Raw genomic sequence first — 26,182 nt, forward strand, 5'->3', positions numbered from 1 at the left:
TTGTTTTTCCAACCCCCACACCACCCCCCCCCCCCCCCCCACCACCGCCCCCCCCCCCCCCCCCTTCCCCCCCCCCCCCCCCCCCCCCCCTCCCCCCTCCCCCCCCACCCCTCCCCCCCCCCCCCCCCCCCCCGCTACTTCGTCGGCTTCTTTCCGGTGATGCCGAGGTGGACGAGCAGCGCCAGGTTCGGCTTGAGCTCGGCCTGCTTGACGCCCCAGGTCTGGAAGCCCTTCTGGTGCGAGGCGACCGCGGCCAGCATCGCGACCAGCGAACCGGCCATCGCCGCCGGGCTGAGGTCCTTGTCGACCTTGCCCTTGGCCTGGAGCTCCTTCATCGACTCCGTGAGGGAGTTGGTGACGGAGTTCAGGATCTTCATGCGGATCTTGTAGAAGCGCTTGTCGCCCTCGGCCGCGCCGAGGTCGACGACCCGCAGGATCGCGTCGTTGCGCCGCCAGAAGTCCAGGAATCCCTCGACGAGTTCCTCCGCCGCCGTCCAGCCGGACTTGCCGACCCAGGAACGGCCTTCGACGAGCGACGTCAACTGCGCGCCCTCGTTGGCCATTTCTTCGGCGATCTCCAGGACGGCGCCCTCGACGTCCGGGAAGTACTGGTAGAAGGTCGCGGGCGAGGTTCCGGCCTTGCGGGCGACGTCGATCACCTTGACGTCGCGGTACGGCGAGGAGCTGAGCATCTCGCTGAGGCAGTCGAGCAGCTTCTGCCGCGTCGCCTGACCGCGCCGGCCGGCAACGCGGCCGTCGACGGTGCGTACTTGTCCTGTCATGCCGTCAGCTTACCGAGGGGTGATCCGGGCGCGATTCGGCCGCCTGCAAATGGGGTTACGGGGTGCCTGGCCTGGGCTCCGAGCCGTCACGTAGCGTCGTGAGGTTCCCTTTCGGCCGTGCGGGCGCCCCTGGCGCGCCGCCCCGTTCCCGGCGGTATCCCCCGAATAGTCTTATCAACAGGCTGTGGACAAGTATTCGGTCGGATCATGGCTGGGGGAGGATGGCGGGAGGGGACGCACCCCCGCACAACGGAAGGAAACGGGCTCATGGCCGCATTCGCGGAAGGCGCACCCTGCTGGGTGGATGCCTCGCTTCCCGACGTCGAGGCGGGCAAGCGCTTCTACGGTGAGCTCTTCGGGTGGACCTTCTCCGACAGCGCGGGACCCGAGTACGGCCACTACACGCAGGCCTACAGCCGCGGCCGCAACGTCGCCGCCCTCGCCCCCAAGCCCGACGGCCGGATGCCCACCGTATGGGGGATCTACCTCTACACCTCCGACGCCTACGCCTGCGCCCAGCGCATCCGCGCCGCCGGCGGCCAGATGGTGATGGACCCGATGCCCGTGGGCCCGTACGGGACGGCCGCGATGGCCGCCGACCCCGGCGGGGCCGTCTTCGGCCTCTGGCAGCCCGGCACCCACCACGGCTTCGACGCCCAGCAGGAGCCGTACACGTACTGCTGGACCGAGGTCTACACGCGGGCCCGCGACGCCGTGGACGTCTTCTACGCCAAGGTCTTCGGCTACGTCCCGCAGGACCAGGACGACGCCGGCGTCGAATACCGCGTCTGGTCCCCGCCCGGCAGCGCGCCCGGCCCGGACAGCGCCGTCATGGGCCGCAGCCTGATCACCGACGCCTTCCCCGACATCATGCCCGCGCACTTCCTGGCGTATTTCGCGGTACCCGACTGCGACCAGTCCGTCGCGATGGTCCAGCGGCTCGGCGGGCGGGTCACCGCGGATCCCTTCGACACCCCCTACGGCCGGATCGCGGTCGTCGCGGACAATCAGGGGGCGGTCTTCGGACTGCTGTCGGAGCCGCGCACCAGGCCGTCGGCGTAGCCGGTGCGGTGGCCGGGTCCGCATTCGGATCCGTAGTCGGGCCCGTTGACGGGGCCGGACCAGGCGCGGGCCTGACAGAATCGGGTTGGCACGACCCCGGGCGGGGCCCGGAGTGAGACGCTGCACCGGCCGACCGCCGCGTGCCGGCGCGTGTGCCGGTTGCGTGCTTGTTGAGGGAGCGGGCCCGGCAAGGGTCCGTACGGGGAGGTGTGGAGGCGAGTGGTGGAGCAGCTGACGCAGCACGACCCGAGACGGATCGGCCCCTTCGAGGTGCTGGGACGGCTCGGCGCCGGCGGCATGGGGCTGGTCTATCTCGCACGGTCGGGGTCCGGACGCCGGGTCGCGATCAAGACGGTGCGCACCGAGCTCGCCGAGGACCAGCTGTTCCGCGTGCGCTTCACCCGCGAGGTGGAAGCGGCGCGCGCCGTGTCCGGCTTCTACACCGCGGCCGTGGTCGACGCCGACCCGCGGGCCGCCGTGCCGTGGCTGGCGACCGCGTACGTACCGGCGCCCTCCCTGGAGGAGATCGTCAACGAGTGCGGGCCCATGCCCGCCCAGGCCGTACGGTGGCTCGCGGCCGGCATCGCCGAGGCGCTGCAGTCCATCCACGGGGCGGGCCTGGTCCACCGCGACCTGAAGCCGTCGAACGTGCTCGTCGTCGAGGACGGCCCGCGCGTGATCGACTTCGGCATCGCGAGCGGGGTCTCCAACACCCGCCTGACCATGACGAACGTCGCCGTCGGCACCCCCGCCTACATGTCGCCCGAGCAGGCGAAGGACTCCCGCAGCGTCAAGGGCGCCAGCGACGTCTTCTCGCTCGGCTCGACGCTGGTCTTCGCCGCGACCGGGCACCCGCCGTACCACGGGGCCAATCCGGTGGAGACGGTGTTCATGCTGCTGCGCGAGGGGCCCAACCTGGAGGGGCTCCCGGACGAGCTGCGGCCGCTGATCGACTCCTGCATGCAGATGGACGCCACCCTGCGCCCGACGCCGGCCGACCTTCAGGCGCAGCTCGCCCCGCACCTGTTCGACGGCGGCGACGACAGCGGCACCGCCTCGGCGTGGCTGCCCGCGCGGGCCGTCGCGATGATCGAGACCCGGCGGGCCGGCCAGCGCGCGACGGCCGCGCCGGTCCCGGCGCCCGGCCGCCCCGCCGGGCGCGCCGCCGAGGCCGCCACGCACCGCCGTGAGCCGCGCGGCGGGGCCGACCCGTGGGTCGACCCGCGCACCGGCCAGGCCGTCCCGCAGCGCCCCGAGCGGCCGCCGCTGACCCCCGCGCCGTCCGGTGAGCCCGTACGCCTCGGCGGGTCCCCGGTGCCGATCGGGCCCGGGCCGCGCGCGACGGCGGCGGCGCCCGCCGCGGCGGCGGATTCGGCGACCGGCTGGGTGCGCCCGCCGGGCGGTTCCGCCGCGGCCGCCGTGGCCGCCGTGGCCGCCCCGTCGTCCGTACCGGCGATCCCGAACCCGAACCCCGGGCCGGCCCCGGACAGCGGGCGCTGGCGGCCGTGGCGCTTCCGGATGTCCAACGAGGTCTGGGGCACCCCGACCGTCGCCGGAGACCTGCTGTACGTCACCTCCTTCGAGGTGCACGCCCTGGACGTGGCGAGCGGCCGGCGCCAGTTCAAGACCCGGGACGTCGCCTGGTCCATGGCCGTCGCGGACGGCCGGATCCACGCCTCCGACGGGCCCTCCCTCTACGCACTCGACGCCACCGACGGCTCCGAGCGGTGGCGGCTGTCCACCGACGCCTGGGTGTACGCCCTGCGCGCCGACCGGGGCACCGTCGTCACCGCCACGCGCGGGGGCGGCGTACAGGGCTGGGAGGCGTCCAACGGCCAGAAGCTGTGGGAGCTGACCGGCGCGCAGACCGACTTCGAGACCGCCGAGGGCGCCCCGGTCCTGGCGGACGGCACCGTGTACGTGTGGCAGGACGCGCGGCTGCGCGCCCTGGACGCCCGCAGCGGCCGCGAGTCCTGGTCGTACCCGGTCGGCGACGCGGCCTCCTGCGGCAACGTCCCGGTGCGGGTCACCCCGGCTCCGGACGGCAACGTCTACGTCGCGGCCGGCACCCGCGTCCTGTCCGTCGACCGGGCCTCGGGCCGGGTCCGCTGGCACTTCGAGGCCCCGGCCGTGTTCCTGGCGGCCCCGGCCTTCGCCCCGGGGGCGGCGGTCACGGGCGGCGGGGTCTACCTCGCCGACTACCTCGGCACCGTGTACGCCCTGGACGCGGCCACCGGCAAGGACCGCTGGCGCATCGCTACGGAGCCCCGCCCGTCCGCGGACCCGGTGCTGGTCGCGAACGGCAACGTCCACCTGGGCGCGGGCAGCGCCCTGTACACGCTCGACGCGGTCACCGGCACCCCGAAGTGGCGCTTCGCCGCGGGCGGGGAGATCACCGGCCCGCCGGCGGTCGCGGACGGCCGCGTGCACTTCGGCTCCGCCGACCACTGCCTGTACACGCTGGACGCGGCGGGCGGCCAGCTCCGCTGGAAGCTGGCCACGGGCGGCGAGATCACCGGCGCCCCGGTGGCCGAGGCGGGCGTGGTCTACGCGTGCAGCAAGGACCGCTGCGTCTACGCCCTGGACGCGGCGAAGGGCACGGGCACCCGCACAGCCGGCTGACCCGGGGCTCGGCCCCGGGGGTCAGCTCTCCTCGGCGAAGAGTTCCTCGGCGTGACCGACGGTGAAGGCGAGGTCGATCCAGCGCCCGAGGGTGTCCAGATCGCCGCAGGCGGTGACGCGGTCCCGGATCCCGTCCGAGACGGCGATCCCCCGGTTCTGCAGCCCCCGCAGCACGAGCAGTGCCCGCTCCTCGCTCCTACCTTCGGTCCTGCCCTTGGCTTCGCCTTCCAGGTAGGTCTCCTCGATGAGGGTGCCCCGGCCGGGGAAGTGCGCGGCATCAGTGCCTCCAGATGTCTCTTGCCAGGCTGTTGCCCAGGCGGATTTCGAGCGGCCCAGCCGAGCCGGAACGGCCCGGCTGCCCAGTCGGCGGTGGTCTTGTCCTGGCAGACGACGAGGAGTGGAGCGGGACATGCGTGCTTCGCGGTCAGCTACGACCTGTGCCTCGATCGCCAGCAGCCCGTTTGGACATGCGCCGCAGGCATATGCGGACGGCTCACCCGATCAAGTTCTCGGGGGGTTCCGGCGCCTCGCCGGGGCCCTCCGGGTCGCGTGTCGCACCGGGAGTGACAGGATGGACCCCATGAGCAACGTCTACTTCGACATCAGCATCAACGGCGAGGCCGCCGGCCGCATCGAGTTCAAGCTCTTCGACGACGTCGTCCCGAAGACCACTCAGAACTTCCGTGAGCTCGCCACCGGCGTGCACGGCTTCGGCTACGCGGGCTCGCCGTTCCACCGCGTCATCCCGCAGTTCATGCTGCAGGGTGGCGACTTCACCAACCAGAACGGCACCGGCGGCAAGAGCATCTACGGCGAGAAGTTCGCCGACGAGAACTTCCAGCTGAAGCACGACCGCCCGTTCCTGCTGTCGATGGCGAACGCCGGCCGCAACACCAACGGCTCGCAGTTCTTCATCACCACCATCCCGACCCCGTGGCTCGACGGCAAGCACGTCGTCTTCGGCGAGGTCGTCTCCGGTTCGGACCTGGTCACCAAGATCGAGGGCCTGGGCTCCCAGTCCGGCGCCACCCGCGCCAAGATCGAGATCGCGTCCTCGGGCGTCGTCGAGGCCTGATCCCCATCGCCTGCCCGGCCGGCCGGCCCCGCCCCCATCAGGGGGCCGGGGCCGCCGCCATGTCCGGGGGCGTGACGGCCGTCGTACCGGGCACGGAAGGGGCTCCAGACGGCGGCCGCCGCTGTGGTGAGGCCCATCAGCGAGCCGAGCGCGCTGCGGATCGTGCCCGGCCCTGCGGGGTAGGTCTCGATCCCGACGCTACGCCCGGCCCCCGGCGCCCGCACGCCGGGCGGAGTCCGGCGCAGCAGCTCGAAGCTCCGGAGGCCCCCCGGGGCCGAGGGGTGCGTCGGGAGGCGGTCGCTACGCCCGGCCCCCGGCACGCGCACGCCGGGCGGTCAGCAGGGCCTCGTTCACGCGCGGTACTCGGCGACCAGCGGCGGTTCGGCCAGCAGGGCGGCCGTACGGGACAGGGCACGAGCCAGGTGTGGTGAGGCCAGGTGGGCCTGCCAGGACGGCTCGTCCGCCCACTCCTCCAGGACCACCCAGGACCCCGGGGCGACCGGGTCCTCGTACGGGCGGTAGGAGATGTTGCCCGGCTCCGCCCTGGTGGGCGCGACCAGGGCGAGCGCCTGGGCGCGCACCTCGGCCCCGCGCCCCGGCAGGGCCCGCAGGCGCGCTATCGCCGTGACGGACGCCGCCGGTACCCCCGTCACCGGCGGCGCGGCCGTCACCTCGGCTCCGGACGCGCCGCTCATCGCGCGGCCGCCGCCTCGACCTTGGTCCGCAGGGCGGTGAGCAGGTCCTGGACCAGGGCGATCGTGGTCTCGTCGGTCAGGTTGCCGCTCTCGTCGAAGCGCTCGTGGGAGCGGAACACCTGCACCTCGGGCTTCACGACCACGTCGCTGTCGGTCCACACGAACACCTGCCGCAGCGCGAGCTGCGCCCGCACCGTGCCGAAGTTCGTCGGCGCCGCGCCCAGGATCGCGACGGGCTTGCGGTGCAGCGGCAGGCCCTCCTCGCGGGTCCAGTCGGTGCTGACCCAGTCGATGGCGTTCTTGAGGGTGCCGGGGATGGAGTAGTTGAACTCCGGGGTGGCGATCAGCAGCCCGTCCGCCTCCTCGACCCGCCGGCGCAGCTCGGCGACGGCGGCCGGGCGGTCCTGGGGGTTGTCGAGGTCCTGGTCGTACGGCGGGATCTCGCGCAGGCCGTCGTAGATCTCGATGTCCAGGCCGCCGGGCTGGTGCTTGCGGGCGGCGTGCAGCAGCGCGGTGTTGTGCGAGTCGGCGCGGAGGCTGCCGGAGATGGCGAAGATCTTGAACTCGGACATGGTGGTTCCCCCTGGAGCGTGGCGGTGAGTCGTGCTCTGGACATCGAAAACACTAAACCGTTCAGTTCAATCCCGCAACTACACCGTTTGGTTTAGCCGGCGCGCTAGGATGTCCCCATGAGCAAGACCGATGCCACCGATGCCTGTGACGCCTACGGAATCCCGGTGATCCCGGAAGCCGTCAGCTCCTCCCAGGCCAAGCGGCGCGCGATCACCGACGCCGCCTACGCCGAGTTCCTCGGCAGCGGCTACAGCGCCGCCTCCGTCGACGCCATCGCCTCGCGCGCCTGCGTCTCCAAGCCGACCGTGTACAAGCACTTCGGCAGCAAGGAGCGCCTCTTCCTCGCCGTCGTCGGCGGCGTCCTGAACCACGCGTACACCGACCTGGAGCCCTGCCCGGCCACCTTCGGCGGCGCCCCCGACCTGCGCGCCGCCATGATCGACGTGCAGTACGACTGGACGCGCGCGTTGCTCTCCGACGAGCTGATGTCGCTGCGCCGCCTGGTCATCGGCGAGGTCGAGCGCTTCCCGCAGCTCGGCCGGCTCTGGTACGAGCGCACCTACGCCGCCGCCAACGCCCCGCTCGTGGACGCCGTACGGGACCTCTGCGCGCGCGGGGTGCTCGACGTCCCGGACGTGGAGCTCGCCGTACGCCAGCTCGTCTCGGTGACCATGTCGATCCCACAGCTCGCCAAGACCTTCGACCCCGGATACGGGCCCGAGGACGCGGAACTGCGGGCCTGCGTGGCCGCGGGCGTCGACATGTTCCTGGCCCGCTACGGGGCCGCGGGCGCCTGATAGCGTGGCCCGCCGTCGCTCAGGGGAGGCATCGGGCCATGGTGGCTGGAAGACGGATCAGATTCACGGCGGTACTGGTGGGCGTGGTGCTCGCGCTCACCGGCTTCTCGTCCACCGGCGGCAGCAGCGGGAGCAGCGGCGGCAGCGGGAAGAGCAAGAGCAGCGGCGGCGGGGGCGGCTGCTCCAGCTCCAAGAAGACCAAGCGCACCACGAACAACAGCAACAGCAACAGCAACAGCACCAACACCACCACCGGCGGGAGCAAGGGCACCACCAAGGAGCCCGCCCGCGCCACGGTCGTCACCTGCGCCGGCCCGGGCCAGCCGCAGGCCGTCATCGAGGTCACCTCGCGCGTCGACACCGAGCGCACCTTCGACGTACCGCTGAACTTCGCGGGCGAGCGGGGCGCCAACCTCGAAAGCACCTCGGTCCGGGTCACCCTCAAGGGTCGCGAGGCCAAGACGGTCACCGTCCCGATGGCGGACGCGGCCAAGGCCGCCGAGATCCTGCGCTGCGAGATCGGCCGCATCCGCTGACGCCCCGGCGCCGGCCCGACCGCCGCCGCCCCGCCGCCCTCACCGCACCCGCGGCTCCACGGCACCCTCGCGCCGCCCGCCGAACAGCTCCGCCTGCCGCTCCGGAGGCAGGTTCCCCAGCGCGATCAGCGCCGGGGCCTGCGCCAGCGCCTGCTGCAGCGCGGCCTGCTTGGCCGACCACAGGGCCCGTACGGTGCCCTGTACGGCCTCCGTCGGGAACCCGGCCAGGGTCCGCGCCGCCCGCAGCGCCGCCGGGAGCAGTTCCGCGGGCGCGGCCAGCTCCGAGACCAGGCCGATCTCGTACGCCCGCCGCGCGGAGAGCCGTTCCGCCGTGCCCATCAGGGACATCCGGGCGGCCTCGCCGAAGGGCATCCGCTGCGCCATGTAGACCGCCTCGTATGCGCTGACCATGCCGTACGTCGTGTGCGGGTCGAAGAACGTCGCCGTCTCCGAGGACACGATGAACTCGCACTCGCCCAGCAGGTAGAAGGCCCCGCCGCACGCCATGCCGTTGACGGCGGCGATCACCGGCTTCCACAGGTCGCACGCCTTCGGGCCGATGGCGATCAGCGGATCGTCCACCGAGTACGGGGACGCCGGCTGCGGGACCTCCACCCCCCGGTCGATGCCCGTGCAGAACGCGGCCGTGCCCGCCCCGGTGAGGACCACCGCCCGTACGTCCTCCTCGTGGCGCAGCTCCCGCCACACCGCGCCGAGTTCCGCCGCCGTCGCCAGGTCGATCGCGTTGTGCCTGCGCTCCCGGTCCAGGGTCACGAGGGCGACCCCGGTCTCCTTGTCCCGCTCGACCCGCAGCGTCACGGCTTCTCCAGGATCCAGCGCGGCACGGTGACCCCGCCGAGCTCGGTGAAGACCACCTGGACCCGTGCGCCGATGCGCAGCCGGGCCGGGTCGAGGGAGTCGATCGGGGCGTCCGCCGAGGTGACGAGGTTGCCGGCCAGGCGGATGTGCGGCGCCTCGGCGAGCTCGACGAGGACGACGTTGTACGGGGCCCGCGCGGCGTACGCGGGGAGCAGCGGCGGGTGCGGCTGTACGTACGACCAGACGCGGCCCCGGCCGCTCATCGGGCGCCACTCGGAGTCGAAGGACTGGCAGTGCGGGCAGCACGGGCGCGGCGGGAAGCGGAGTCGGCCGCAGGCGGTGCAGGCCTGGACGCGCAGTTCGCCCCGGGCGGCGTACTCCCAGAAGGGGGCGCCGTCCTCGTCGGGCACGGGGAGGAGCAGCCCCTCGGCGGCAGCGGAGGCAGCGGAGGCAGCGGAGGCAGCGGAGGCGGCAGTGGCGTCGGCGTCCGCGGTGGCAGCGTCGGCAGCGGTGTCGGCGGTCATGATCGGCTCCTCAGGCTCTCAGCAGGATCGCGGACGTCGGGACACCCTCACCCGCCGTCACCAGGCAGGTCGCGGCGTCCGGTACCTGGGCGGTGGAGATGCCGCGCAGCTGCTTGACGCCCTCGTTGATCAGGTTGAAGCCGTGCACGTAGGCCTCGCTGAGTCCGCCGCCTCCGGTGTTGATGGGCAGCCGGCCGCCCATCTCCAGCGCCCCGCCCTCGGTGAAGGCGGCGCCCTCGCCGCGCCCGCAGAAGCCGTAGCCCTCCAGGGACAGCGGGATCAGGGGGGTGAAGGCGTCGTAGATCTGGGCCACGTCCACGTCCTGGGGCCCGAAGTCGGCCTGTTTCCACAGGTGTCGGGCGGCGGTCCAGGCGGGTCCGGACAGCGGGTCGTCGTTCCAGTAGTTGACCATGCCGTGGTGCTGGGCGGGCAGGCCCTGGGCGGCGGAGTGGACGTAGACGGGCTTCTGGCGGCAGTCCCGGGCCCGCTCGGCGCTCACGATCACGCAGGCGAGCGCGCCGTCGGTCTCCAGGCAGTTGTCGAAGAGGCAGAGCGGGTCGCTGATCATGCGGGAGGTCATGTACATCTCGCGCGTCAGCGGGCGGTCGTACATCATCGCGGCCGGGTTCTCGTTGGCCCGGTTGCGGCAGGCCATCGCGACGTTGAAGAGGTGCTCGCGGGTGGCCCCGTACTCGTGCATGTAGCGCCGGGCCAGCATGGCGATCTCGTCCGCGGGGCGCAGCAGCCCGAAGGGGCGGGTCCACTGTCCGGGGGTGGGGAGCTGGACGGCGGTGTTCTTCCAGGGGCGCGGGCCGGAGCCGCGCTTGCGCGAGCGCCAGGCGACGCCGACCGTGGCCTGGCCGGTGGCGACGGCGGCCGCGAGGTGGCCGACGGTGGCGCAGGAACCGCCGCCGCCGTAGCCGATCTTGGAGAAGAAGGTGACGTCGCCGGCGCCGATGGCCTTGGCGACCTCGACCTCGTCGGTCTCCTCCATCGTGTAGGAGGAGAAGGCATCGACCTCGGACGGCGCTATGCCGGCGTCGGCGAGTGCCGCCAGAATGGCTCGACAGGCCAACTCCTTCTCGGACTGCGGCAGTTGTTTGGCAAAGGGGGTCTGCCCGATGCCGACTATCGCCGTAGCGTCCTTGAGCGTTGCCGCCATCGCCACCTCCGGGGTGCACCAGTACTGACAGCCGCGAAGGCTACAGCTAATCTGACGGATAGTCAGCTACTGGTGTCGCAGGAGTGGGGAGGGACGACGAGCGATGGACGATGGTGAGCGCGAGGGCGGCCACGAGGACGACCGCGGCGGCGAGCGCGGCGGCGACCACGAGGACGTACGGGGCGATCTGCGCTGGGGCAGCATCGGCGGCCTGGTGCGCGCGGCCGCCGATCGGTACGCCGGGCACGAGGCCGTCGTGGACGGGCGCGTCCGCATCAGCTACGCGCAGCTCGGCGAGCGCGTCGAGCACGCCGCGGCCGCCTGCATCGCCGCCGGGGTCGAGCCGGGCGACCGGGTCGCCGTCTGGGCGCCCAACACCCTGGAGTGGATCGTCTCCGCGCTCGGAGCCGTCTCGGCGGGCGCCGTACTCGTCCCCCTCAACACCCGTTTCAAGGGCACCGAAGCCGCCTACGTCCTGCGGCGCAGCCGCGCCAAACTGCTCTTCATCACCGGCACCTTCCTGGGCACCTCCTACGTCGCCTCCCTGCGCCGGGCCGCCGCCGAGGGCCGGGGCTCCGGCCCGCTGCCGGGCCTGGAGCACCTGGAGCAGGTCGTCGTCCTCGCCGAGGACGCCCCCGATTCCTTCCGCACCTGGAAGGACTTCCTGGCCGGCGGGGACACGGTCACGGCCGCCTCGGTCCGCGAGCGCATCGAAGCGGTACGCCCCGACGCCCCCTCCGACATCATCTACACCTCCGGCACCACGGGCAGCCCCAAGGGCGCCGTCATCACCCACGCCCAGTCCCTGCGCTGCTACGACGTGTGGAGCGAGCTCGCCGGACTGCGCGAGGGCGACCGCTACCTGATCGTGAACCCCTTCTTCCACACCTTCGGCTACAAGGCCGGGATCATCGCCTGCCTGATGCGCGGGGCCACCATGGTCCCCCAGCCCGTCTTCAACGTCGACACCGTCCTCGCCAACGTCGCCGCCGAGCGGATCTCCGTACTCCCCGGCCCGCCCACCCTGCACCAGTCCCTCCTCGACCACCCCCAGCGCGACCACCACGACCTCTCCGCGCTGCGCCTGGTCGTCACGGGCGCGGCCGTGGTCCCGCTGCGGCTCGTCGAGCGGCTGCGCGGCGAACTGCGCATCGCCACCGTCCTGACCGCCTACGGTCTCTCCGAGGCCAGCGGCATCGTCACCATGTGCCGCCGCGGCGACCCGGCGCAGACCATCGCCTCCACCTCGGGACGGGCCATCCCCGGCACCGAGGTGCGGGTCGCCGGCGCCGACGGCCTCGCGCTGCCCGCGGGGGAGGCGGGCGAGGTGTGGGTGCGCGGCCACAACGTCATGCAGGGCTACTTCGAGGAGCCGGCCGAGACCGCCGAGGCCATCACCGCCGAGGGCTGGCTGCGCACCGGCGACGTCGGGGTCCTCGACGCCGCGGGAAATCTGCGCATCACCGACCGGATCAAGGACATGTTCATCGTCGGCGGCTTCAACGCCTACCCGGCCGAGATCGAGCAACTCCTCGGCCTGCACCCGGACATCGCCGACATCGCCGTGGTCGGGGTCCCCGACCCCCGGCTGGGCGAGGTCGGCAAGGCCTACGCCGTCCGGCGCCCCGGCTCGCTGCTCACTGCTGACGACCTGATCGCGTGGTCGCGGCGGGAGATGGCCAACTACAAGGTGCCGCGCGAGGTGGAGTTCGTCGCCGAACTCCCGCGCAACGCCGGCGGCAAGGTGCTCAAGCGGGAGCTGCGGGCGCGCTAGTGCCTGACGCGGCACCAGCGGCAGTCACTGCGCCCGCCGCGCCAGTACGAGCCGCCAGCGCGGCACCGCGTCGGGGCGGCGCCCGAAGTGCTCCAGCGGGACGGTCTCCACCGTGAAGCCGGCCGCCCGCAGGTCCGCGCGGACGCCGCCCAGCGGGAAGGTCCGGTAGTACATGACGAAGGGCGGCCGCCACACGGCGTTGCGCACCCGCATCGCCGCGTCGAAGCCCGCGGTCACCCACCAGGCCGGGTGCCGCGGCGGGATCGGGGCGCCGATGGGGAAGGCGAAGACCCCGCCCGGCCGCAGGGCGCCGTGCACCCCGGCGAAGACGGCGGGCCGCTCGGCCGGGAGGAAGTGCCCGAAGGCCCCGAAGCTCACGGCCAGGTCGTACGAGCCGCCGAGTGCGGGCGGCAGGGCCCGCGCGTCCGCCCGTAGGAAATCGACCCGCTCGTCCGCGTCCGCGTGCGCGCGCCGGGCCTCGGCCAGCATGCCCGCGCTCAGGTCCACCCCCGTCACCCGGCCCCGGCACAGCCGGCGGAGCATTCCGATGCCCGCGCCCGTGCCGCAGCACAGGTCCAGCCCGGCATCGAAGGAGCCTTCGTGCTGCGCGAGGGTCTCCTCGACGGCGTCGAGCATCCGGTCCGGGGTGCGGAAGGGGGTGTGGTCGAACTTGGGGGCCAGCAGGTCGTAGCCCCGCTCGATCGAGGAGAGGGCCTGTACGGCCAGTTCGCGGAGGGTGGGCCCCTGTGACCCCTGTGAGGTGAACACGGGCCCAGCCTAGCTTTCTGGTCCTTTCGGCCGACCACAAATGGGGCACTCCGTCACGTAGAGTAGAAAAAGTAATTTTGCCAACCTTTGGGGTTTTCGTGACAGGTGCCATACGGAACGAGGTACCGGGCCGACGCATGGACCGGAGCTCCGCAGCCGGCAGCGCCCTCGAAAAGACCCTGCGGATCACCGAGGCGCTGGCCGAGCCAGGCGGGCCGCACCGGCTCGCGGGACTCGCGGCGGCCGCCGGAGTGCCCAAGTCCAGCACCTACCGGATCCTGTCGTCCCTCATCGAGCAGGGCTACGCCGTCACCGACGGCGAGGGCAGCTACGGCATCGGCCTACGGCTGCGCACCCTGGCCGCGGAGATCGGCGCCGAGCGGCCCGAGGGCATCGTCGAGCTGCTGCAGTTCCTCCAGCGGGGCACCGGCCAGGCCGTCCAGCTGGCGCTGCGCAGCGGTGACGCGCTCACCTGCGTACGGAAGATCGAGAGCGACCAGCGCTTCCGCACCGCCTCGCGCGTCGGCGTGCGGATCCCCTTGCACTCCACCGCCGTCGGCAAGGCCGTCCTCGCGCACCTCGCGCCCGCCGAGGCCGACGCGGTCGTGCGGACCGCCGGAATGCCGGCCCTGACCCCGCGCACCCTCACCGACCGGGAAGCGCTCGCCGAGGAACTGGGTACGGTCCGGGCCCGCGGCTACGCGGTGGACGACGAGGAGAACGAGCCCTCGGTGCGCTGCGTTGCCGCGGCCGTCTTCGACCGGGCCGGGGTGCCGGTGGGCGCGGTCGGCCTGACCACGGTCACCTTCCTGACCACCCGCGCGGAGCTGGAGCGCTTCACCCCGGCGCTGCTCGAAGCCGCCCGGGGCGTGGAGCGGCTGCTCCGGCTCGGCTGACACCCGCGCATCCGGTCGGCCGGAAACGCGCATACGGCGGCCGCGGTGGCTCCCCCTCCGGGCCACCGCGACCGCCGTTCCCCCGTTGCCCCCCGTTGGTCCCCCGTGACCCCCGGTCCCCCCGTGGTAGGCCTTGCGTCCTACGGACGCGGACCGGACGCGTGGTTGTCCAGCGTCACGATGTCCTCGTCCGAGGCGTGGTTGTCGAGCGGTTTGGTCTCGATGCCCGACGCGTGGTTGTCCAGCGGCTTGATCGGCGCACCGGAAGCGTGGTTGTCCAGCGGCTTGATGTCGCCGTCGTTCGGCAGGATGTTCTCGTTCGTCGTCATCGGATCTCCTGATGGATGGGTCGGGCCCGTTCGGCGATTCCCCCGCGGACCGCCGAACGGGTGGTCCTCCAGCCGACTCCCGCGCCCCCCGACACGCCGAGTCGATGAACTACATACTGGCCCGCGGCGATAAACGAACGATGAACGCCTCGTTCAGCATGCCGGGGCACAGCTCAGGCGGCGATCTCGGCCGCCAACAAGGCCTGGACTTCCCGCAGTTCGGACGATCCGAGCTGCGTGAAAACGACCTCCGCGTCCCGCCAGCACACCCGCGCCCGGTCCCGCTGGCCGAGCCGCCGCAGCGCCTTGCCCAGCACCGTCAGCACGGTGGCCCGGCGCCACTCGCCGCCGATGCCGCGCAGCGCGATGGCCTGCTCGGCGTGCGAGGCGGCCAACGTGGGCCTGCGCGCCGCCAGATGGGCCTCCGCGAGCCGGAAGTGGGTCACGCCCTCCCACAGCGGCTGCCGGTTCTCGTGGAACAGCGACAGCGCCTCGGTGAGCTGCGACAGCGCCTCGGCGAGGCGGCCCGCCTGGGTGAGGGCGATGCCGAGGGCGTAGCGGCCGTTGGCCAGGCGCAGGGTCAGGCCCATCCGGTCGTAGATGGCGATGCCCTGCTGGGCCAGCTCTATGGCGCTGGTCAGGCGGCCCAGCTCCACGTGGATGCGGGAGAGGTTGCACAGCGCGCTGGCCTCGCCGACGTTGTTGCCGTCGGCCCGGAAGTTCTCGATGGCCTCCAGGAGGTACCGCTCGCCGTCGGCGTGCCGGCCCTCGTACAGGGCGATGATCCCGCGGTCGTTGGGCGCCCAGCAGCTGGGCAGCGGGTCGCCGGCGGTACGGGCCAGCGAGGTGGCCCGGCGGGCCTCGTCGTCGGCCTCGGCGAAGCGGCCGGCGACCAGGTGGACGTTGGTCAGGGTGGTGCGGGCCCGGCCCTCGGCGCGCGGGTCCTCGGCGGCGTGCGCGGCGTCGCGCAGGGCCGTGGCGGCCGATTCGTACTGCTTGGAGTTGGCGCCCGACTCGGCGAGGTCCTTGGCCGCCCACAGCAGGTCGACGGCTCGGCGCAGCACCTGCGTGTCCCCGCCGGCGGCCTTCCCGCCGGCGCGTACGGAGGCCTGCCGGACGCACGCGAGCAGCGGGTCGGCCTCGGCGTAGAGCCAGTCCTGGGCGGCCCGCGGGTCGGCGAAGACCAGCCCGGGGTAGTGGGTGGCGGACAGGTGCGCGACGAGGCGGTCGCCGGGGCGCTCCAGCCCGTACACGCCGGAGGCGGTGGCGAGGTAGAAGTCCAGCAGCCGGTCGAGGGCGGCGTCGCGCTCGCTGGGCGGCTGCTCGTCGCGCTCGGCGCATGCACGCGCGTAGAGCCGTACGAGGTCGTGGAAGCGGTAGCGCCCGGGCGCGGCGGACTCCAGGAGGGAGCAGTCGACTAAAGCCTCCAGGAGGTCTTCGGTGTCGTGCTCGGGCAGGTCGATGACGGCGGCCGCGGCGGCCAGGGAGATGTCGGGGCCGTCGGCGAGGCCGAGGAGGCGGAACGCGCGCTGCTGGGCGGGCTCCAGCTGGCCGTAGCCGAGCTCGAAGGTGGCCTTGACGGCGAGGTCTCCGGCCTGGAGCTCGTCGAGGCGGCGGCGCTCGTCGCCGAGTTTGGCGGCGAGTACGGACACGGTCCAGGTCCGGCGGGCGGCGAGCCGGGACGCGGCGATGCGGATGGCGAGCGGCAGGAAGCCGCAGGCGCCGACGACGTCGAGGGCGGCCTGGCGTTCGGCGCCGACCCGCTCGGCGCCGACGATGCGGGTGAACAGCTGAAGGGCCTCCTCGGGGCTCATCACGTCGAGGTCGACGAGATGGGCCCCGGCGAGGCCCGCCATGCGGACCCGGCTGGTGACGAGGGCGGCGCAGCCCTCGGTGCCCGGCAGCAGCGGGCGGACCTGGGCGGCGTCGCGGGCGTTGTCGAGCAGGACCAGGACGCGGCGGCCGTCGAGGGTGGAGCGGTAGAGGGCGGCGCGCTCGGCGGGGGAGTCGGGGATGGAGCTGTCGGGGGTGCCCAGGGCGCGCAGGAAGGAGCCGAGGACGGCCTCGGGTTCGGCGGGGCGCGGCTCGGTGCCCTGGAGGTCGACGTAGAGCTGTCCGTCGGGGAAGTGCCGGCGGGCGGCGTGCGCGACGTGCACGGCGAGGGTGGTCTTGCCGACGCCGCCGATGCCGGCGAGGGCGGAGACGGCCATGACCTGGCCGTCGGCTCCGGCGAGGATCTCGCCCAGTTCGGCCACGAAGCTGGTGCGGCCCGTGAAGTCGGGGACGGTGGCAGGCAATTGGGCGGGCCTTACCTGGATGGGGGCGGCGGCCGGCGCAGGGTCCTCGGCGTGGGCGAGTTCGGCGTCGGCGCGCAGGATGCGCTGTTGGAGGGTGGAGAGTTCGGGGCGCGGGTCGACGCCGAGTTCGTCGGCGAGGAGCCTGCGGGTGTCGGCGTAGACGGCGAGGGCCTCGGCCTGGCGGCCGCTGCGGTAGAGGGCCAGCATCAGCAGCTCGCGCAGCCGCTCGCGCAGCGGCTGGGCGGCGGTGAGGGCGGTGAGTTCGGATACGGCCTCGGCGTGGTGGCCGAGCTCCAGGTCGAGGTCGAGGCGGCTCTCCAGGAGCTGGAGGCGCCACTCGTCGAGGCGGGTGCGCTCGGTCTCGGCGTGCGGGCCGGGGACTCCGGCGAGGGGCTCGCCGTCCCAGACGTCGAGGGCGCGGGCGAGCAGCGTACGGGCGAGCGCGCGGTCGCCGGCGCCACGGGCCTGCTCGGCGTCGGTGGCGAGGCTGCGGGCGATGCCCAGGTCGAGGGCTTCCTCGCGGGGCAGGCGGATGGCGTAGCCGCCGGACTCGCTGACGAGCAGCCCCGGGTCGAGGACCTTGCGCAGGCGGGAGGCGTAGGTGCGGATGGTGGCGAGGGCCTGCTGCGGCGGGTCCTCGCCCCAGATCGCGTCGATGAGCTCGGGCGCGGTGGCGGTACGGCCGCCGCGGAGCAGGAGGACGGCGAGCAGGGCGCGCTGCTGGGGGGTTCCGGAGGGCAGGAGCTCGGCGCCGCGCCAGGCGCGGATGGGGCCGAGGACGGCGAACCGGGAGCCTCCGGGGGCGGGTTCGGCGATCTGGTGCGCTTCGGAGGTTTCGGTGGGGGGTGAGGGAGGAGTGGTTTCGGGGACGGACTCCGCAACAGGCCGTTCCGCAGGTGCACTCGGGGCCGTGGCCTCGGGACGTCGGGGGCTCCGGGCCGCCTCGGGGTGGTTCCGCTGGTGCGGGATGGCCGGTATGCCGTCCATCTGGTGTCCCCCCTGCCTTCCGTAGGTGTAAGGGTCAGTCTGCCCTGTCTTGCTCGTACCCGTCAGCCCGTGGTGGACCGATCGCGGAGCGATCACCGTACAACTAGCTGACGGTTCGTCAGATTGACGCTACCGTGAGGACATGGAGACCTTCCCGAAGATCATCTCGGTGGACGACCACACGGTTGAGCCCCCCCACGTCTGGCGGGACCGGCTCCCGTCCAAGTACCACGACATCGGCCCCCGCGTCGTCCGCGCCCCCCTGAAGGAAATGACCTTCCTCGGCGGCAAGTTCGCCCCCGTCATGGGAGCCAAGGGCGACGACGGCCCGATCGGCGACTGGTGGGTGTACGAGGACCTGCACCGGCCCCTCACCCGCCTCGACACCGCCGTCGGATACGACCGCGACGAGATCAAACTGGAAGTCATCACCTACGAGCAGATGCGCCCGGGGTCCTTCTCGGTTCCCGACCGCCTCGCGGACATGGACGTCAACCACGTCCAGTCGGCCCTCTGCTTCCCGACCTTCCCCCGCTTCTGCGGCCAGACCTTCACCGAGGCCAAGGACCGCGAGCTCGGTCTGCTCGGGGTGCGGGCGTACAACGACTGGATGGTGGAGGAGTGGTGCGGCCCCGAAGCCCGCGGCCGGCTCATCCCGCTCACCCTGATCCCGCTCTGGGACGCCCGGCTGGCCGCCGCCGAGGTCCGCCGCAACGCGGCACGCGGCGTACGCGCGGTCGCCTTCTCGGAGATACCCCCGCACCTGGGCCTCCCCTCCATCCACACCGACGAGTGGGACCCCTTCCTGGAGGCGTGCAACGAGACCGGCACGGTCATCGCCATGCACATCGGCTCCTCGTCGCGGATGCCGTCCACCTCCGCGGACGCCCCGCCGGCCGTCGGCTCGACCATCACCTTCGCCAACTGCTGCTTCTCGATGGTCGACTGGCTGATGAGCGGCAAGTTCGAACGCTTCCCGAACCTGCGGATCATGTACGCGGAGGGCCAGATCGGCTGGATCCCGTACATCCTGGAGCGCGCGAACGTGGTCTGGGAGGAGAACCGCGGCTGGGGCGGCGTCGCCGACAAGGTGCTGCGCCCGCCGTCGGAGCTGTTCGCGGAACACGTCTTCGGCTGCTTCTTCGACGACGCCTTCGGGCTGAAGAACCTGGACTCCATCGGCGTGGGCAACGTCCTCTACGAGACGGACTACCCGCACTCGGACTCCACCTGGCCCAAGTCCCGGGAGGTCGGGGAGTCCCAGATGGGCCACCTCGCGCCGGACGTCGTGGACCGCATCGTGCGCGGCAACGCCATCGACCTGCTGGGCCTGACCCCGGAAGGCCTGTGGCCGGGGGCGTGAGCGCGGGCGCCGCGCGGTGGGCGGTGGATGGCGGATGGCGGATGGCGGACAGCCCCGGGCCGGCACGCTCCGGCCGGGGCTGTCCGCCGTAGGTCCTGGCCTGCGGCTCAGCCGAGCAGGCGTCGCCACCAGGGGCGGTCGAGGACGAGCGGCGCCGGAGGCATCTCGGGGACGGGGACGGGGGTGGGCCGACCGCCGGTCCAGTTCTGCTGCCCTTGCGCCAGCCCGCTGTGCCAGCGCTCGGCCCAGCGGGGGTCGAGCGCGTGGAGGAGGGAGGCCTGGCGCGCCAGTTCACGCCCCCTCCGGTCCTCCGGCTCCTGGGGACGGCGGGCGACCCAGGCGTGGGCGGCGCGGCCCGTGGCGGCCTCGAAGGCCCAGTAGAGGAACTCGTCGGGGTCGCGGGTCTGCCGCTCGGAGAGCAACTCCCCGCGCTCGAAGCGGCGCTGGCCCAGCGTGCCGTCCGGGTCGGCCGACAGGAGTCCGGCCACGCCTTCGAGGTACTTGAAGCCGGGGGTCTCGGACGGCGTCAACCCGATGATCGCGCCGAGCCGTGCGATCTCGGCCTCCAGTGCCGCCCGCGTCGGCTTCGTGTCCATGCTCGGGAGCGTAGTCCCGGGAACTGATTATCGTCAATCTGACGTAAACGGAGTGTCCGAGACGGCCTGGGCGGCAGCCCGGAGCGCCGCCGGGCGGACGTGGGTCAGGAGCAGCTCCAGGAAGCGCTCCGGGCAGCGGAACGAGGCGAAGTGGCCCGCCCCCTCGATCAGCGCGAAGTGCTTGACCGGCGCCTCGACCTCGTCGAAGAAGGCCTTGGCGGCCGCCGCCGGGGTCAGGACGTCGTGCTCGCCCTGGAAGACGAAGAAGGGGATCTCGAACCGGGTCCCGTCGGCCCGGTCGTCGAACCCGGCCGTCCCCTCGGTCGCCCGCTCCGAGAAGGACTGCCCCTTGAAGCAGTCCCGCAGGTCGCGCAGTGAGTGCAGCGGCGACAGCCACATCGAGCCCAGGACCACCTTCTTGAGCGTCTCCAGCGTCAGCGGGTCGCTCTGCGCGCTCAGCCTGGCGTACGTCGCCCGCTGCTCGGCGGTCCACGCGTACGGGTCCGGGCCGATCGCCTCGACCTGCGCGAGCCGCTTGGTCCTCCCGGTGGCGCGCAGCCGCTCCAGCAGCGCCTCGTGGGCGGCGGTGTCGCGGCCGGCGGTCTGGATGTTCTGGTCGGTGCCGACGTAGGCGGAGTACAGGTGGGGGTGGCTGCGGGCCAGGCGCAGCCCGAAGACGCTGCCGTAGGAGTTGGCCACCAGTACGACGCGGTCCGCGCCCAGCCGCGCCAGCGCGTGGCGGGTGACCTCCAGGGCGTCCGCCGTGAGCCGGTCGAAGGAGACCTCGCCCTGGCCCTGCGCGCCGCCGCGGCCGAAGGTCTTGCCGGCGCCGCGCATGTCCCAGCGGACGATCGTGAAGTGCCGCTCCCAGGCGCGGGTCCGGGTGGCGTGGACGGAGTTGGGGGCTCCGGGGCCGCCGTGGATCTCGACGATGACGGGGTTGGCCCGGTCCTCGCCGCGGACCGAGATCCACTGGTCGATGCCGCCGATCTGTACGAAGCCCTGCTCGTCGATGCCGCGGGGGGAGTCGATGCGCAGTGCCTCGGCGCCGCGGGCGCGGCGTACGGCGCGGTGCGCGAGGAGGCCGGCGGGCGCGGCGGCCAGGGCGGTGAGCGTGGCGGCGGCGGTGACGAGTGCGGCGGCGAGCATTGTGTCCCCCGTAAACTGTTTCCGATGTATGCGGAGGAGTGTGGGGCGGGCGGGCGGCGGTGTCAACACCCTTGGGCGGCAGGCGTAGAGGTCGCGGGCGGCCGCGGTCGGGCCGCGACCGGACCGCGACCGGACCGCCCCTTGCGGCAGAAGTGGCGGCAGGGCATGCTTCGCCAGAGCAAAGCTGGGAGGGGTGTCTGTGGTGGACAAGCGGACCGTGGCGACAGCGGTGTTGTGCGCGGTGGCGGCGCTGGGTGCGTCCGCGGTCATGACGAAGGTGGTGCCCGCTTCGGACGGCGCGGCCTCCGCGCAGGTGGAGGCGGCGCCCCCGACGGCATCCTCGACCTCCCGGTCGTCGCAGTCGCAAGCGCCGAAGCAGCCGCAACTGTCCACCTCGCCGAGCCCCCGCGCGAACGGGCCCGTCCCCGAGGAGAGTGGGGTCACGCGCATCGCCGGGGCGCTGTTCGAGGGCACTGTGGAGGGCGATCACTTCTGCACGGCCACCGTCGTGCACAGCCCCGGGCGGAACCTGATCGTCACCGCCGGGCACTGCCTGCTCGACGGGCGGACCGCCGGCGCGGGCGCGATCTTCGCACCCGCGTACGCCGACGGGCGGGCCCCGTACGGCACCTGGAAGATCGAGGAGGTCTACGAGGACCCCCGCTGGGCCGAAGGCACCGACGACGACTACGACCTCGCCTTCGCCCGCCTCGCCCCCGACGCCTCGGGCCGCAACATCGAGGACGTCACCGGCGCCGCCGCCCTGGACACCACGGGCCGCACCGGCGAGGAGGTCACGGTGACGGGCTACCCGGCGGACCGCAAGGTCCCGCGCACCTGCACGGGCCTCGCGGTCCGCGAGAGCACGACGGAACAGCGCTTCGACTGCGCGGACTTCCCGGGCGGCACGAGCGGCAGCGCGTGGATCGCCAAGGACGGCCGGATCATCGGCATCCTGACGGGCGGCGACACGGACGACGTCTCCACGAGCACGCTCCTGGGCGAGTACGCGGCAGCGCTGTACGCCCGCGCGACGGGAGTGACGGGAGTGACGGGCGTGACGGGCGCCCCGGGCGCGAAGCGCTGACGGCCCGGCCCACCGTCAGCGGAGCAGGCCCAGGTGGACCGGCTCGGCGGGGATGTCGGCGAGGAGCTCCGCGAGGCGCGGGGGCCACAGCGGCTCGCCGAGCGCGGCGAGCGCCTGGGCCGGCACCCAGCGCCAATGCGCGTCGGGGGACTCGGTGACGGGCTCCCGGTGCGGGCCGTCGGTGACGTAGATGTGCTCGTGCTGACGCACGGGGATGCCCTGGTGCGTGAAGTCGTGCTCCCAGGTGCAGAGCAGCCGCCGGGGCTCCAGGTCGGTCCACCCGGTCTCCTCGCGCAACTCCCGCCGCACACAGTCCTCGGGGCTCTCCCCGGGATCGATCCCACCACCCGGCGGCAGCCAGTGAATGCCGACCTCGACGTTGTCGGCCCGGAACAGAAACACCGCCCCGTCGGGGGAGCGAACGACAATTCGTGCTGCCTGACGTGGAGTTCTCATCGAGTCAGGTTACGCCGGGGGGTGGGGGGCGGGGCGGGGGTTAGGGGGATGGGGTGGCGGGAGGACTGCTCGTAGGGCGGGTCGGGACAGCAGTCCCGCAAAGCCCCTGTCCCGACCCGCCCCTCACACCCCCACCGCCCCCCGGGAGCCCCCTCACCCCGCCTGCAGCGCCAGCGTCGGGGACAGGCGGGCCGCGCGGACCGCTGGGTAGAGGCCTGCCACCGTGCCGATGGCCAGGGTGGCGGCGAAGCCGCCTGTGACCGCCCAGAGGGGGACCACCCAGGGGAGGTCGCCGGCGTGGGCGTAGATGCCGGTGGCCGCGCCGCCGAGGGCGATGCCCGCCAGGCCGCCCAGGCCGGACAGGAGCAGGGACTCGGTGACGAACTGGATGCGGATCTGGCCCTTCGTCGCGCCCAGCGACCGCCGCAGGCCGATCTCGTGGCGGCGTTCCAGCACCGAGATGATCATGGTGTTGGCCACGCCGACCCCGCCCACCAGCAGGGCGATGCCGCCCAGGCCCAGGAGCAGGGTGCTGAAGGCACCCTCGGTGGCGGCCTTCGCCTGGAGCGCCGCCGAGGGGTCGGTGACCGAGACCGTGCCCGGCGACTGCGGGTTGGCCGTCTTGCCCATGAGCGCCCGGACTTCGGCGACCCGGTCGTCGGTGGAGCGCTCGTAGACCGCCGTCGGGTGGCCGTCGAAGCCCAGCAGCTCCTGCGCCGCGTACCACCCGATCAGCGCGGAGCGCTCGATCTCGGGGGCGAGCGGGATGGGGTCGAGGATGCCGATGACCGTGAAGTACTGGCCGGCGATGAAGACTTGCCGCCCCGGCTCGGTGATGCCGAGGCGTTCGGCGGTGACGTGGCCGAGCACGACCGACGGGTAGCGGCCGGTGGCGTCGTTGAGCCAGGTGCCGCTGCGCATCCGCGCGCGGAGGGTCCCCAGCAGGTCGTCCTTGGCGGCCTTCAGGGCGATGCCGCCGGTCTCCTCCTTCGGGATGTTCTCGCTGCGCCGCACGGCCTCCGGTACGTCGCCCGTCGTGCCGACTGACTCGACCCCGTCGATACGGGCGATCATGCCCGGGGCCTCCTTCGGCAGCTTGGTGTCCTGGCCCGAGAACATCGACTGACCCGGGGTCGCGACCAGCATGTTCGTGCCCAGCTTGTCGAGTTCGCGCAGCAGCTTGGCCTGGCTGGAGGACGAGATGCCGACCACCGCGATCATCGTCGCGATGCCGATCGCGATCCCGAGGGCGGACAGGAACACCCGCATGGGGCGGGAGCGCAGCCCGGCCGACCCCACGTGGAAGACGTCCCGGGGCCGCAGCCGGGGCGGTGTCAGCTTGCGGGCACGGGTACCCGTACCGGCGCGCCTCACGCGACACCCGCCCCGGTCGCCGTCGCCGCGTTCCACACGTCCGCGACGATCTCGCCGTCGCGGATGCGCACCTGCCGGGGCAGGCTGGCGGCGATCTCGTTGTCGTGGGTGATCACGGCGATGGTGGCTCCGTCCCGGTTCAGCTCGTGGAGCAGCTCCATGACCGATTCGCCGGACGCCGTGTCCAGGGCGCCCGTCGGCTCGTCGGCGAGCAGCAGGTCGGGCTCGCCCGCCACCGCCCGGGCGATGGCCACGCGCTGCTTCTGGCCGCCGGAGAGTTCGTGCGGCCGGTGGTCCATGCGGTCGCCGAGGCCGACCCGTTCCAGGGCCCGCTCGGCCCGGCGGCCGCGCTCGGCCCGGGAGAGGCCGGAGTACAGCAGTCCTTCGGCGACGTTCGCCTTGGCGCTGATGCCCGGTACGAGGTGGAAGGACTGGAACACGAAGCCGACGTGGCGTGAGCGCAGGGCCGACAGGGCCCGGTCGGAGAGGGTCGCGATGTCGTACCCGGCGATGGCGACCCGTCCGGCGGTCGGGCGGTCCAGGGTGCCGACGATGTGCAGCAGGGTGGACTTGCCGGAGCCGGACGGGCCGACGATGGCGAGGAGTTCGCCGCTCATGACGGTCAGGTCCACCCCGCGCAGGGCGTGGACCGGGCCGGGGTACTCCTTGGTGACGTCGGTCAGTTCGACGACCGGGCGGGCGTGCGTGTTCATGATTTCGGGACCCCTACCTGCATTCCCTCCTTGAGGGAGTCCCCCTTCACCTCGACCCGGCCCTTGCCGAACATGCCGAGTTCGACCTTGACCTCGCGCACCTTGCCGTCCTCGACGACCTGGACGCCGAAGCCTCCGCCGGAGAGTGCGAGCAGTGCGTTGACCGGTACGGAGAGCACGCCCTTGCGGGTCTCGCCGGTCAGGTTCACCGACACCGGGGCCTGGTCCGGGCCCTTGGCGTCGGAGGCGTTGTCGAGGGTGACGGTGACGTCGACCTTCGGCTTCTTGTCGCCGCCCCCGCCCCCGGGGCCGCCCGTGCCCTGGCCGTCGGGGTTGGCGGTGCTGCCGATCGACTCGATCTTGCCCGTGGCCGTGCCCCCGCCGGGCAGGGTCACGGTGACCTGGTCGCCGACCTTCGCCGCGCCCGCCTTGGCCACCTCCAGTTGGAAGCGGACCATGCGCTCGGTCCCGGTCAGGGTCATCACGGGTTTGCCCGCGCCGGCGTCGTCGCCGACGGCCATGTCGTTCTTCTGCACCCGCTGCGGACCGGACGCGAAGGCGATGTCGTCCTTGCCGACCTCGCCCGTCTCCTTCATGCCGTGCGACTTCTGCCAGCGCTTGACGGCGGTGGCCGTGCCCGCCGTGAAGGTGCCGTCCGACGCGTCGAGGCCGGTGCCGAAGCCGAGGGCCAGCAGGTTGGCCTTCAGCTGCTTGACGTCGTCGCCCTTGTCCCCGGACTTCATGGCCCGGTAGACGGGGGTGCTGCCGTACATGAGGCGTACCGGTTTGCCGTTGACCTCGTACAGCTTGCCGTCCCGCTCGATCGCCGTGCCCGCGCCGGCGGCCCAGGTCAGTACGGCGGATCCGCCGCCCCCGGAGCCCGGGGCCCCGGAGCCCGCGCCCGGGGAGCCCGCGCCGCCGCTGCCGCTGCCGCTGCCGCCGCTCGTACCGTCTCCCGTGCCGCTGCCGCCGGCCGCGCTGAGCTTGCGCTCCTTCGCGTACCCGAGGGTGCCCTCGACCTTGAGGCCGGAGCTCAGGTCGCCGCGGGTGACCGGTGCCGTCCCGGGCGGCAGGCCGTCCGTACGCTGCTGCCGCGACCCGTCGCCGTCGCCGCTGCCCTGGGGCTGGGCGACGACCGCGTACCCGCCGCCCGTGACGGCGAGGACGACCGCCAGCGAGCCCAGCAGCCACTTCCCGCGCTTGTTCACTCGGAGCCGCACTGGTTCATCGCGTCCATGAAGGCCTGCTTGTCCACGCCCTCGGGTATCTGCATGGCGCTCATGGCGTTGCCGTTGAACTCCGGGTCCGGCACGTCGAAGCCCTTGCCCCGCATGCACTTGGCCGTCTTCAGCGCCTTGTCCTTGGTCTCCTGCGAGGGCCCGGCACCCGAGCCCGGGGCCTCCAGCCCGCACTTCTCGAAGGCCTTCTTGACCGCCTCGGAGTCGGCGCCCCCGCCGAGGGTCATGCCCCGCGGGTCCTGGCCGGGCTCCGGGTCGGGGGCGTCGATCCCGTTGTCGCGCAGGCACTTGCGCACCTTCAGGGCCTTGTCGGCGTCCGCGCCGCCGCCCCCGCCCGCACCGCCGCTCGCGGCGTTCGAGGAGGCCCCGTCCTTCTTGCCGTCCTTGCCGTCCTTGCCGTCGGAGGAGCCGGAGCCTCCGGTGCACGCCGTCACGAAGAGGGTCAGCCCGGTCAGTACCGCGGCCGTGGTCATCGTCATGGATCGCTTCATGCGGCCGAGCCTGCGCG

The 26,182-nt window shown here is 73.0% G+C and carries 26 protein-coding genes; 9 read left to right on the forward strand and 17 right to left on the reverse strand.

Going from position 1 to position 26,182, the window contains the following annotated elements:
* Positions 1-134 precede the first annotated feature (134 nt).
* Positions 135-782: a TetR family transcriptional regulator gene (locus tag ACZ7GJ_RS07865; protein ID WP_470750267.1), complete on the reverse strand. Its 648-nt coding sequence runs from the start codon at positions 780-782 to the stop codon at positions 135-137.
* A gap of 267 nt (positions 783-1,049) precedes the next feature.
* Here ACZ7GJ_RS07865 and kbpA point away from each other — a divergent pair, with 267 nt between their 5' ends.
* Both kbpA and afsK read left to right on the forward strand, forming a co-directional pair.
* Entirely contained in the window at positions 1,050-1,844 is a 795-nt protein-coding gene (kbpA, locus tag ACZ7GJ_RS07870; protein WP_470750268.1) for an AfsK-binding protein KbpA, read from the forward strand.
* A 222-nt stretch (positions 1,845-2,066) separates the two neighbouring features.
* On the forward strand, positions 2,067-4,466 hold the full coding sequence (gene afsK, locus ACZ7GJ_RS07875) for a protein serine/threonine kinase AfsK (RefSeq protein WP_470750269.1): 2,400 nt from the start codon (positions 2,067-2,069) through the stop codon (positions 4,464-4,466).
* Positions 4,467-4,487: 21 nt separating this feature from the next.
* On the opposite strand, the gene ACZ7GJ_RS07880 is transcribed toward afsK, so the two are convergent.
* Positions 4,488-4,640 (reverse strand): hypothetical protein, encoded by a 153-nt coding sequence (locus tag ACZ7GJ_RS07880; protein ID WP_470750270.1) that lies wholly within the window; start codon positions 4,638-4,640, stop codon positions 4,488-4,490.
* Between the two features lie 406 nt (positions 4,641-5,046).
* On the opposite strand from ACZ7GJ_RS07880, the gene ACZ7GJ_RS07885 reads away from it, so the two are divergent.
* Positions 5,047-5,541, forward strand: coding sequence for a peptidylprolyl isomerase (locus tag ACZ7GJ_RS07885; protein WP_470750271.1), 495 nt, complete (start codon positions 5,047-5,049; stop codon positions 5,539-5,541).
* Between the two features lie 350 nt (positions 5,542-5,891).
* On the opposite strand, the gene ACZ7GJ_RS07890 is transcribed toward ACZ7GJ_RS07885, so the two are convergent.
* Both ACZ7GJ_RS07890 and ACZ7GJ_RS07895 read right to left on the reverse strand, forming a co-directional pair.
* Positions 5,892-6,236 carry a putative quinol monooxygenase gene (locus tag ACZ7GJ_RS07890; RefSeq protein WP_470750272.1) on the reverse strand — a complete coding sequence of 115 codons (345 nt, stop codon included), beginning with the start codon at positions 6,234-6,236 and terminating at the stop codon, positions 5,892-5,894.
* Positions 6,233-6,808 (reverse strand): NADPH-dependent FMN reductase, encoded by a 576-nt coding sequence (locus ACZ7GJ_RS07895; protein WP_470750273.1) that lies wholly within the window; start codon positions 6,806-6,808, stop codon positions 6,233-6,235. Before ACZ7GJ_RS07895 ends, ACZ7GJ_RS07890 begins: the two co-directional genes overlap by 4 nt.
* 117 nt (positions 6,809-6,925) lie before the next feature.
* Between ACZ7GJ_RS07895 and ACZ7GJ_RS07900 the strand changes: the two genes are divergently transcribed.
* The gene (locus tag ACZ7GJ_RS07900) at positions 6,926-7,606 is read left to right on the forward strand and encodes a TetR/AcrR family transcriptional regulator (protein ID WP_470750274.1); all 681 of its coding nucleotides are present in this window, start codon (positions 6,926-6,928) and stop codon (positions 7,604-7,606) included.
* A 38-nt stretch (positions 7,607-7,644) separates the two neighbouring features.
* Entirely contained in the window at positions 7,645-8,142 is a 498-nt protein-coding gene (locus tag ACZ7GJ_RS07905; protein WP_470750275.1) for a hypothetical protein, read from the forward strand.
* 39 nt (positions 8,143-8,181) lie between these two features.
* Here the strand turns inward: ACZ7GJ_RS07905 and ACZ7GJ_RS07910 are convergent, their stop codons facing one another.
* The 3 genes from ACZ7GJ_RS07910 to ACZ7GJ_RS07920 form a co-directional block, all read right to left on the reverse strand.
* On the reverse strand, positions 8,182-8,961 hold the full coding sequence (locus ACZ7GJ_RS07910; protein WP_470750276.1) for an enoyl-CoA hydratase/isomerase family protein: 780 nt from the start codon (positions 8,959-8,961) through the stop codon (positions 8,182-8,184).
* The gene (locus ACZ7GJ_RS07915; RefSeq protein ID WP_470750346.1) at positions 8,958-9,383 is read right to left on the reverse strand and encodes a Zn-ribbon domain-containing OB-fold protein; all 426 of its coding nucleotides are present in this window, start codon (positions 9,381-9,383) and stop codon (positions 8,958-8,960) included. Before ACZ7GJ_RS07915 ends, ACZ7GJ_RS07910 begins: the two co-directional genes overlap by 4 nt.
* Positions 9,384-9,495: 112 nt before the next feature.
* A complete protein-coding gene (locus ACZ7GJ_RS07920; protein WP_470750277.1) occupies positions 9,496-10,647 on the reverse strand; it encodes a lipid-transfer protein in 1,152 nt (383 codons plus the stop codon).
* A gap of 103 nt (positions 10,648-10,750) precedes the next feature.
* Here ACZ7GJ_RS07920 and ACZ7GJ_RS07925 point away from each other — a divergent pair, with 103 nt between their 5' ends.
* On the forward strand, positions 10,751-12,421 hold the full coding sequence (locus ACZ7GJ_RS07925) for a FadD3 family acyl-CoA ligase (RefSeq protein WP_470750278.1): 1,671 nt from the start codon (positions 10,751-10,753) through the stop codon (positions 12,419-12,421).
* 24 nt (positions 12,422-12,445) lie between these two features.
* Here the strand turns inward: ACZ7GJ_RS07925 and ACZ7GJ_RS07930 are convergent, their stop codons facing one another.
* Entirely contained in the window at positions 12,446-13,189 is a 744-nt protein-coding gene (locus ACZ7GJ_RS07930) for a class I SAM-dependent methyltransferase (protein WP_470750279.1), read from the reverse strand.
* Between the two features lie 137 nt (positions 13,190-13,326).
* Here ACZ7GJ_RS07930 and ACZ7GJ_RS07935 point away from each other — a divergent pair, with 137 nt between their 5' ends.
* Complete coding sequence (locus ACZ7GJ_RS07935; RefSeq protein WP_470750280.1) at positions 13,327-14,085, forward strand: IclR family transcriptional regulator; 759 nt, start codon at positions 13,327-13,329, stop codon at positions 14,083-14,085.
* A gap of 140 nt (positions 14,086-14,225) precedes the next feature.
* On the opposite strand, the gene ACZ7GJ_RS07940 is transcribed toward ACZ7GJ_RS07935, so the two are convergent.
* The gene (locus ACZ7GJ_RS07940; RefSeq protein ID WP_470750281.1) at positions 14,226-14,414 is read right to left on the reverse strand and encodes a hypothetical protein; all 189 of its coding nucleotides are present in this window, start codon (positions 14,412-14,414) and stop codon (positions 14,226-14,228) included.
* A gap of 173 nt (positions 14,415-14,587) precedes the next feature.
* Positions 14,588-17,698: an SARP-family global regulator AfsR gene (afsR, locus tag ACZ7GJ_RS07945; protein WP_470750282.1), complete on the reverse strand. Its 3,111-nt coding sequence runs from the start codon at positions 17,696-17,698 to the stop codon at positions 14,588-14,590.
* Positions 17,699-17,840: 142 nt separating this feature from the next.
* On the opposite strand from afsR, the gene ACZ7GJ_RS07950 reads away from it, so the two are divergent.
* Positions 17,841-19,061: an amidohydrolase family protein gene (locus tag ACZ7GJ_RS07950; RefSeq protein ID WP_470750283.1), complete on the forward strand. Its 1,221-nt coding sequence runs from the start codon at positions 17,841-17,843 to the stop codon at positions 19,059-19,061.
* A gap of 107 nt (positions 19,062-19,168) precedes the next feature.
* On the opposite strand, the gene ACZ7GJ_RS07955 is transcribed toward ACZ7GJ_RS07950, so the two are convergent.
* Together ACZ7GJ_RS07955 and ACZ7GJ_RS07960 are read right to left on the reverse strand one after the other, a co-directional pair.
* A complete protein-coding gene (locus ACZ7GJ_RS07955) occupies positions 19,169-19,657 on the reverse strand; it encodes an Imm63 family immunity protein (protein ID WP_470750284.1) in 489 nt (162 codons plus the stop codon).
* Positions 19,658-19,690: 33 nt separating this feature from the next.
* Positions 19,691-20,806 carry an alpha/beta fold hydrolase gene (locus ACZ7GJ_RS07960; protein ID WP_470750285.1) on the reverse strand — a complete coding sequence of 372 codons (1,116 nt, stop codon included), beginning with the start codon at positions 20,804-20,806 and terminating at the stop codon, positions 19,691-19,693.
* 193 nt (positions 20,807-20,999) lie between these two features.
* Here ACZ7GJ_RS07960 and ACZ7GJ_RS07965 point away from each other — a divergent pair, with 193 nt between their 5' ends.
* Entirely contained in the window at positions 21,000-21,893 is an 894-nt protein-coding gene (locus ACZ7GJ_RS07965) for a trypsin-like serine peptidase (protein ID WP_470750286.1), read from the forward strand.
* 15 nt (positions 21,894-21,908) lie between these two features.
* Here ACZ7GJ_RS07965 and ACZ7GJ_RS07970 read toward each other — a convergent pair whose 3' ends face one another.
* From ACZ7GJ_RS07970 to ACZ7GJ_RS07990, 5 genes are all read right to left on the reverse strand, one after another.
* Positions 21,909-22,295 (reverse strand): NUDIX domain-containing protein, encoded by a 387-nt coding sequence (locus tag ACZ7GJ_RS07970; RefSeq protein WP_470750287.1) that lies wholly within the window; start codon positions 22,293-22,295, stop codon positions 21,909-21,911.
* Between the two features lie 207 nt (positions 22,296-22,502).
* Positions 22,503-23,723, reverse strand: a complete 1,221-nt coding sequence (locus tag ACZ7GJ_RS07975; protein ID WP_470750288.1) for an ABC transporter permease — start codon at positions 23,721-23,723, stop codon at positions 22,503-22,505.
* Positions 23,720-24,436, reverse strand: coding sequence for an ABC transporter ATP-binding protein (locus tag ACZ7GJ_RS07980; protein WP_470750289.1), 717 nt, complete (start codon positions 24,434-24,436; stop codon positions 23,720-23,722). The genes ACZ7GJ_RS07975 and ACZ7GJ_RS07980 overlap by 4 nt, the downstream gene beginning before the upstream one ends.
* A complete protein-coding gene (locus ACZ7GJ_RS07985) occupies positions 24,433-25,656 on the reverse strand; it encodes a peptidoglycan-binding protein (protein ID WP_470750290.1) in 1,224 nt (407 codons plus the stop codon). The genes ACZ7GJ_RS07980 and ACZ7GJ_RS07985 overlap by 4 nt, the downstream gene beginning before the upstream one ends.
* Entirely contained in the window at positions 25,641-26,165 is a 525-nt protein-coding gene (locus ACZ7GJ_RS07990; RefSeq protein ID WP_470750291.1) for a hypothetical protein, read from the reverse strand. The genes ACZ7GJ_RS07985 and ACZ7GJ_RS07990 overlap by 16 nt, the downstream gene beginning before the upstream one ends.
* Positions 26,166-26,182: the final 17 nt, after the last annotated feature.

This window comes from Streptomyces sp. NPDC037242 (assembly GCF_055604165.1).

Excerpts from the sequence above, each read along its gene's own strand:
- ACZ7GJ_RS07905 (WP_470750275.1), top strand. The coding sequence starts at position 7,645 with ATGGTGGCTGGAAGACGGATCAGATTCACGGCGGTACTGGTGGGCGTG.
- ACZ7GJ_RS07920 (WP_470750277.1), bottom strand. The coding sequence starts at position 10,647 with ATGGCGGCAACGCTCAAGGACGCTACGGCGATAGTCGGCATCGGGCAG.
- afsR (WP_470750282.1), bottom strand. The coding sequence starts at position 17,698 with ATGGACGGCATACCGGCCATCCCGCACCAGCGGAACCACCCCGAGGCG.
- ACZ7GJ_RS07895 (WP_470750273.1), bottom strand. The coding sequence starts at position 6,808 with ATGTCCGAGTTCAAGATCTTCGCCATCTCCGGCAGCCTCCGCGCCGAC.
- ACZ7GJ_RS07885 (WP_470750271.1), top strand. The coding sequence starts at position 5,047 with ATGAGCAACGTCTACTTCGACATCAGCATCAACGGCGAGGCCGCCGGC.
- ACZ7GJ_RS07950 (WP_470750283.1), top strand. The coding sequence starts at position 17,841 with ATGGAGACCTTCCCGAAGATCATCTCGGTGGACGACCACACGGTTGAG.
- ACZ7GJ_RS07925 (WP_470750278.1), top strand. The coding sequence starts at position 10,751 with ATGGACGATGGTGAGCGCGAGGGCGGCCACGAGGACGACCGCGGCGGC.
- ACZ7GJ_RS07940 (WP_470750281.1), bottom strand. The coding sequence starts at position 14,414 with ATGACGACGAACGAGAACATCCTGCCGAACGACGGCGACATCAAGCCG.
- ACZ7GJ_RS07935 (WP_470750280.1), top strand. The coding sequence starts at position 13,327 with ATGGACCGGAGCTCCGCAGCCGGCAGCGCCCTCGAAAAGACCCTGCGG.
- ACZ7GJ_RS07900 (WP_470750274.1), top strand. The coding sequence starts at position 6,926 with ATGAGCAAGACCGATGCCACCGATGCCTGTGACGCCTACGGAATCCCG.
- ACZ7GJ_RS07960 (WP_470750285.1), bottom strand. The coding sequence starts at position 20,806 with ATGCTCGCCGCCGCACTCGTCACCGCCGCCGCCACGCTCACCGCCCTG.
- kbpA (WP_470750268.1), top strand. The coding sequence starts at position 1,050 with ATGGCCGCATTCGCGGAAGGCGCACCCTGCTGGGTGGATGCCTCGCTT.
- ACZ7GJ_RS07990 (WP_470750291.1), bottom strand. The coding sequence starts at position 26,165 with ATGAAGCGATCCATGACGATGACCACGGCCGCGGTACTGACCGGGCTG.
- ACZ7GJ_RS07890 (WP_470750272.1), bottom strand. The coding sequence starts at position 6,236 with ATGAGCGGCGCGTCCGGAGCCGAGGTGACGGCCGCGCCGCCGGTGACG.
- ACZ7GJ_RS07865 (WP_470750267.1), bottom strand. The coding sequence starts at position 782 with ATGACAGGACAAGTACGCACCGTCGACGGCCGCGTTGCCGGCCGGCGC.
- ACZ7GJ_RS07980 (WP_470750289.1), bottom strand. The coding sequence starts at position 24,436 with ATGAACACGCACGCCCGCCCGGTCGTCGAACTGACCGACGTCACCAAG.
- ACZ7GJ_RS07955 (WP_470750284.1), bottom strand. The coding sequence starts at position 19,657 with ATGGACACGAAGCCGACGCGGGCGGCACTGGAGGCCGAGATCGCACGG.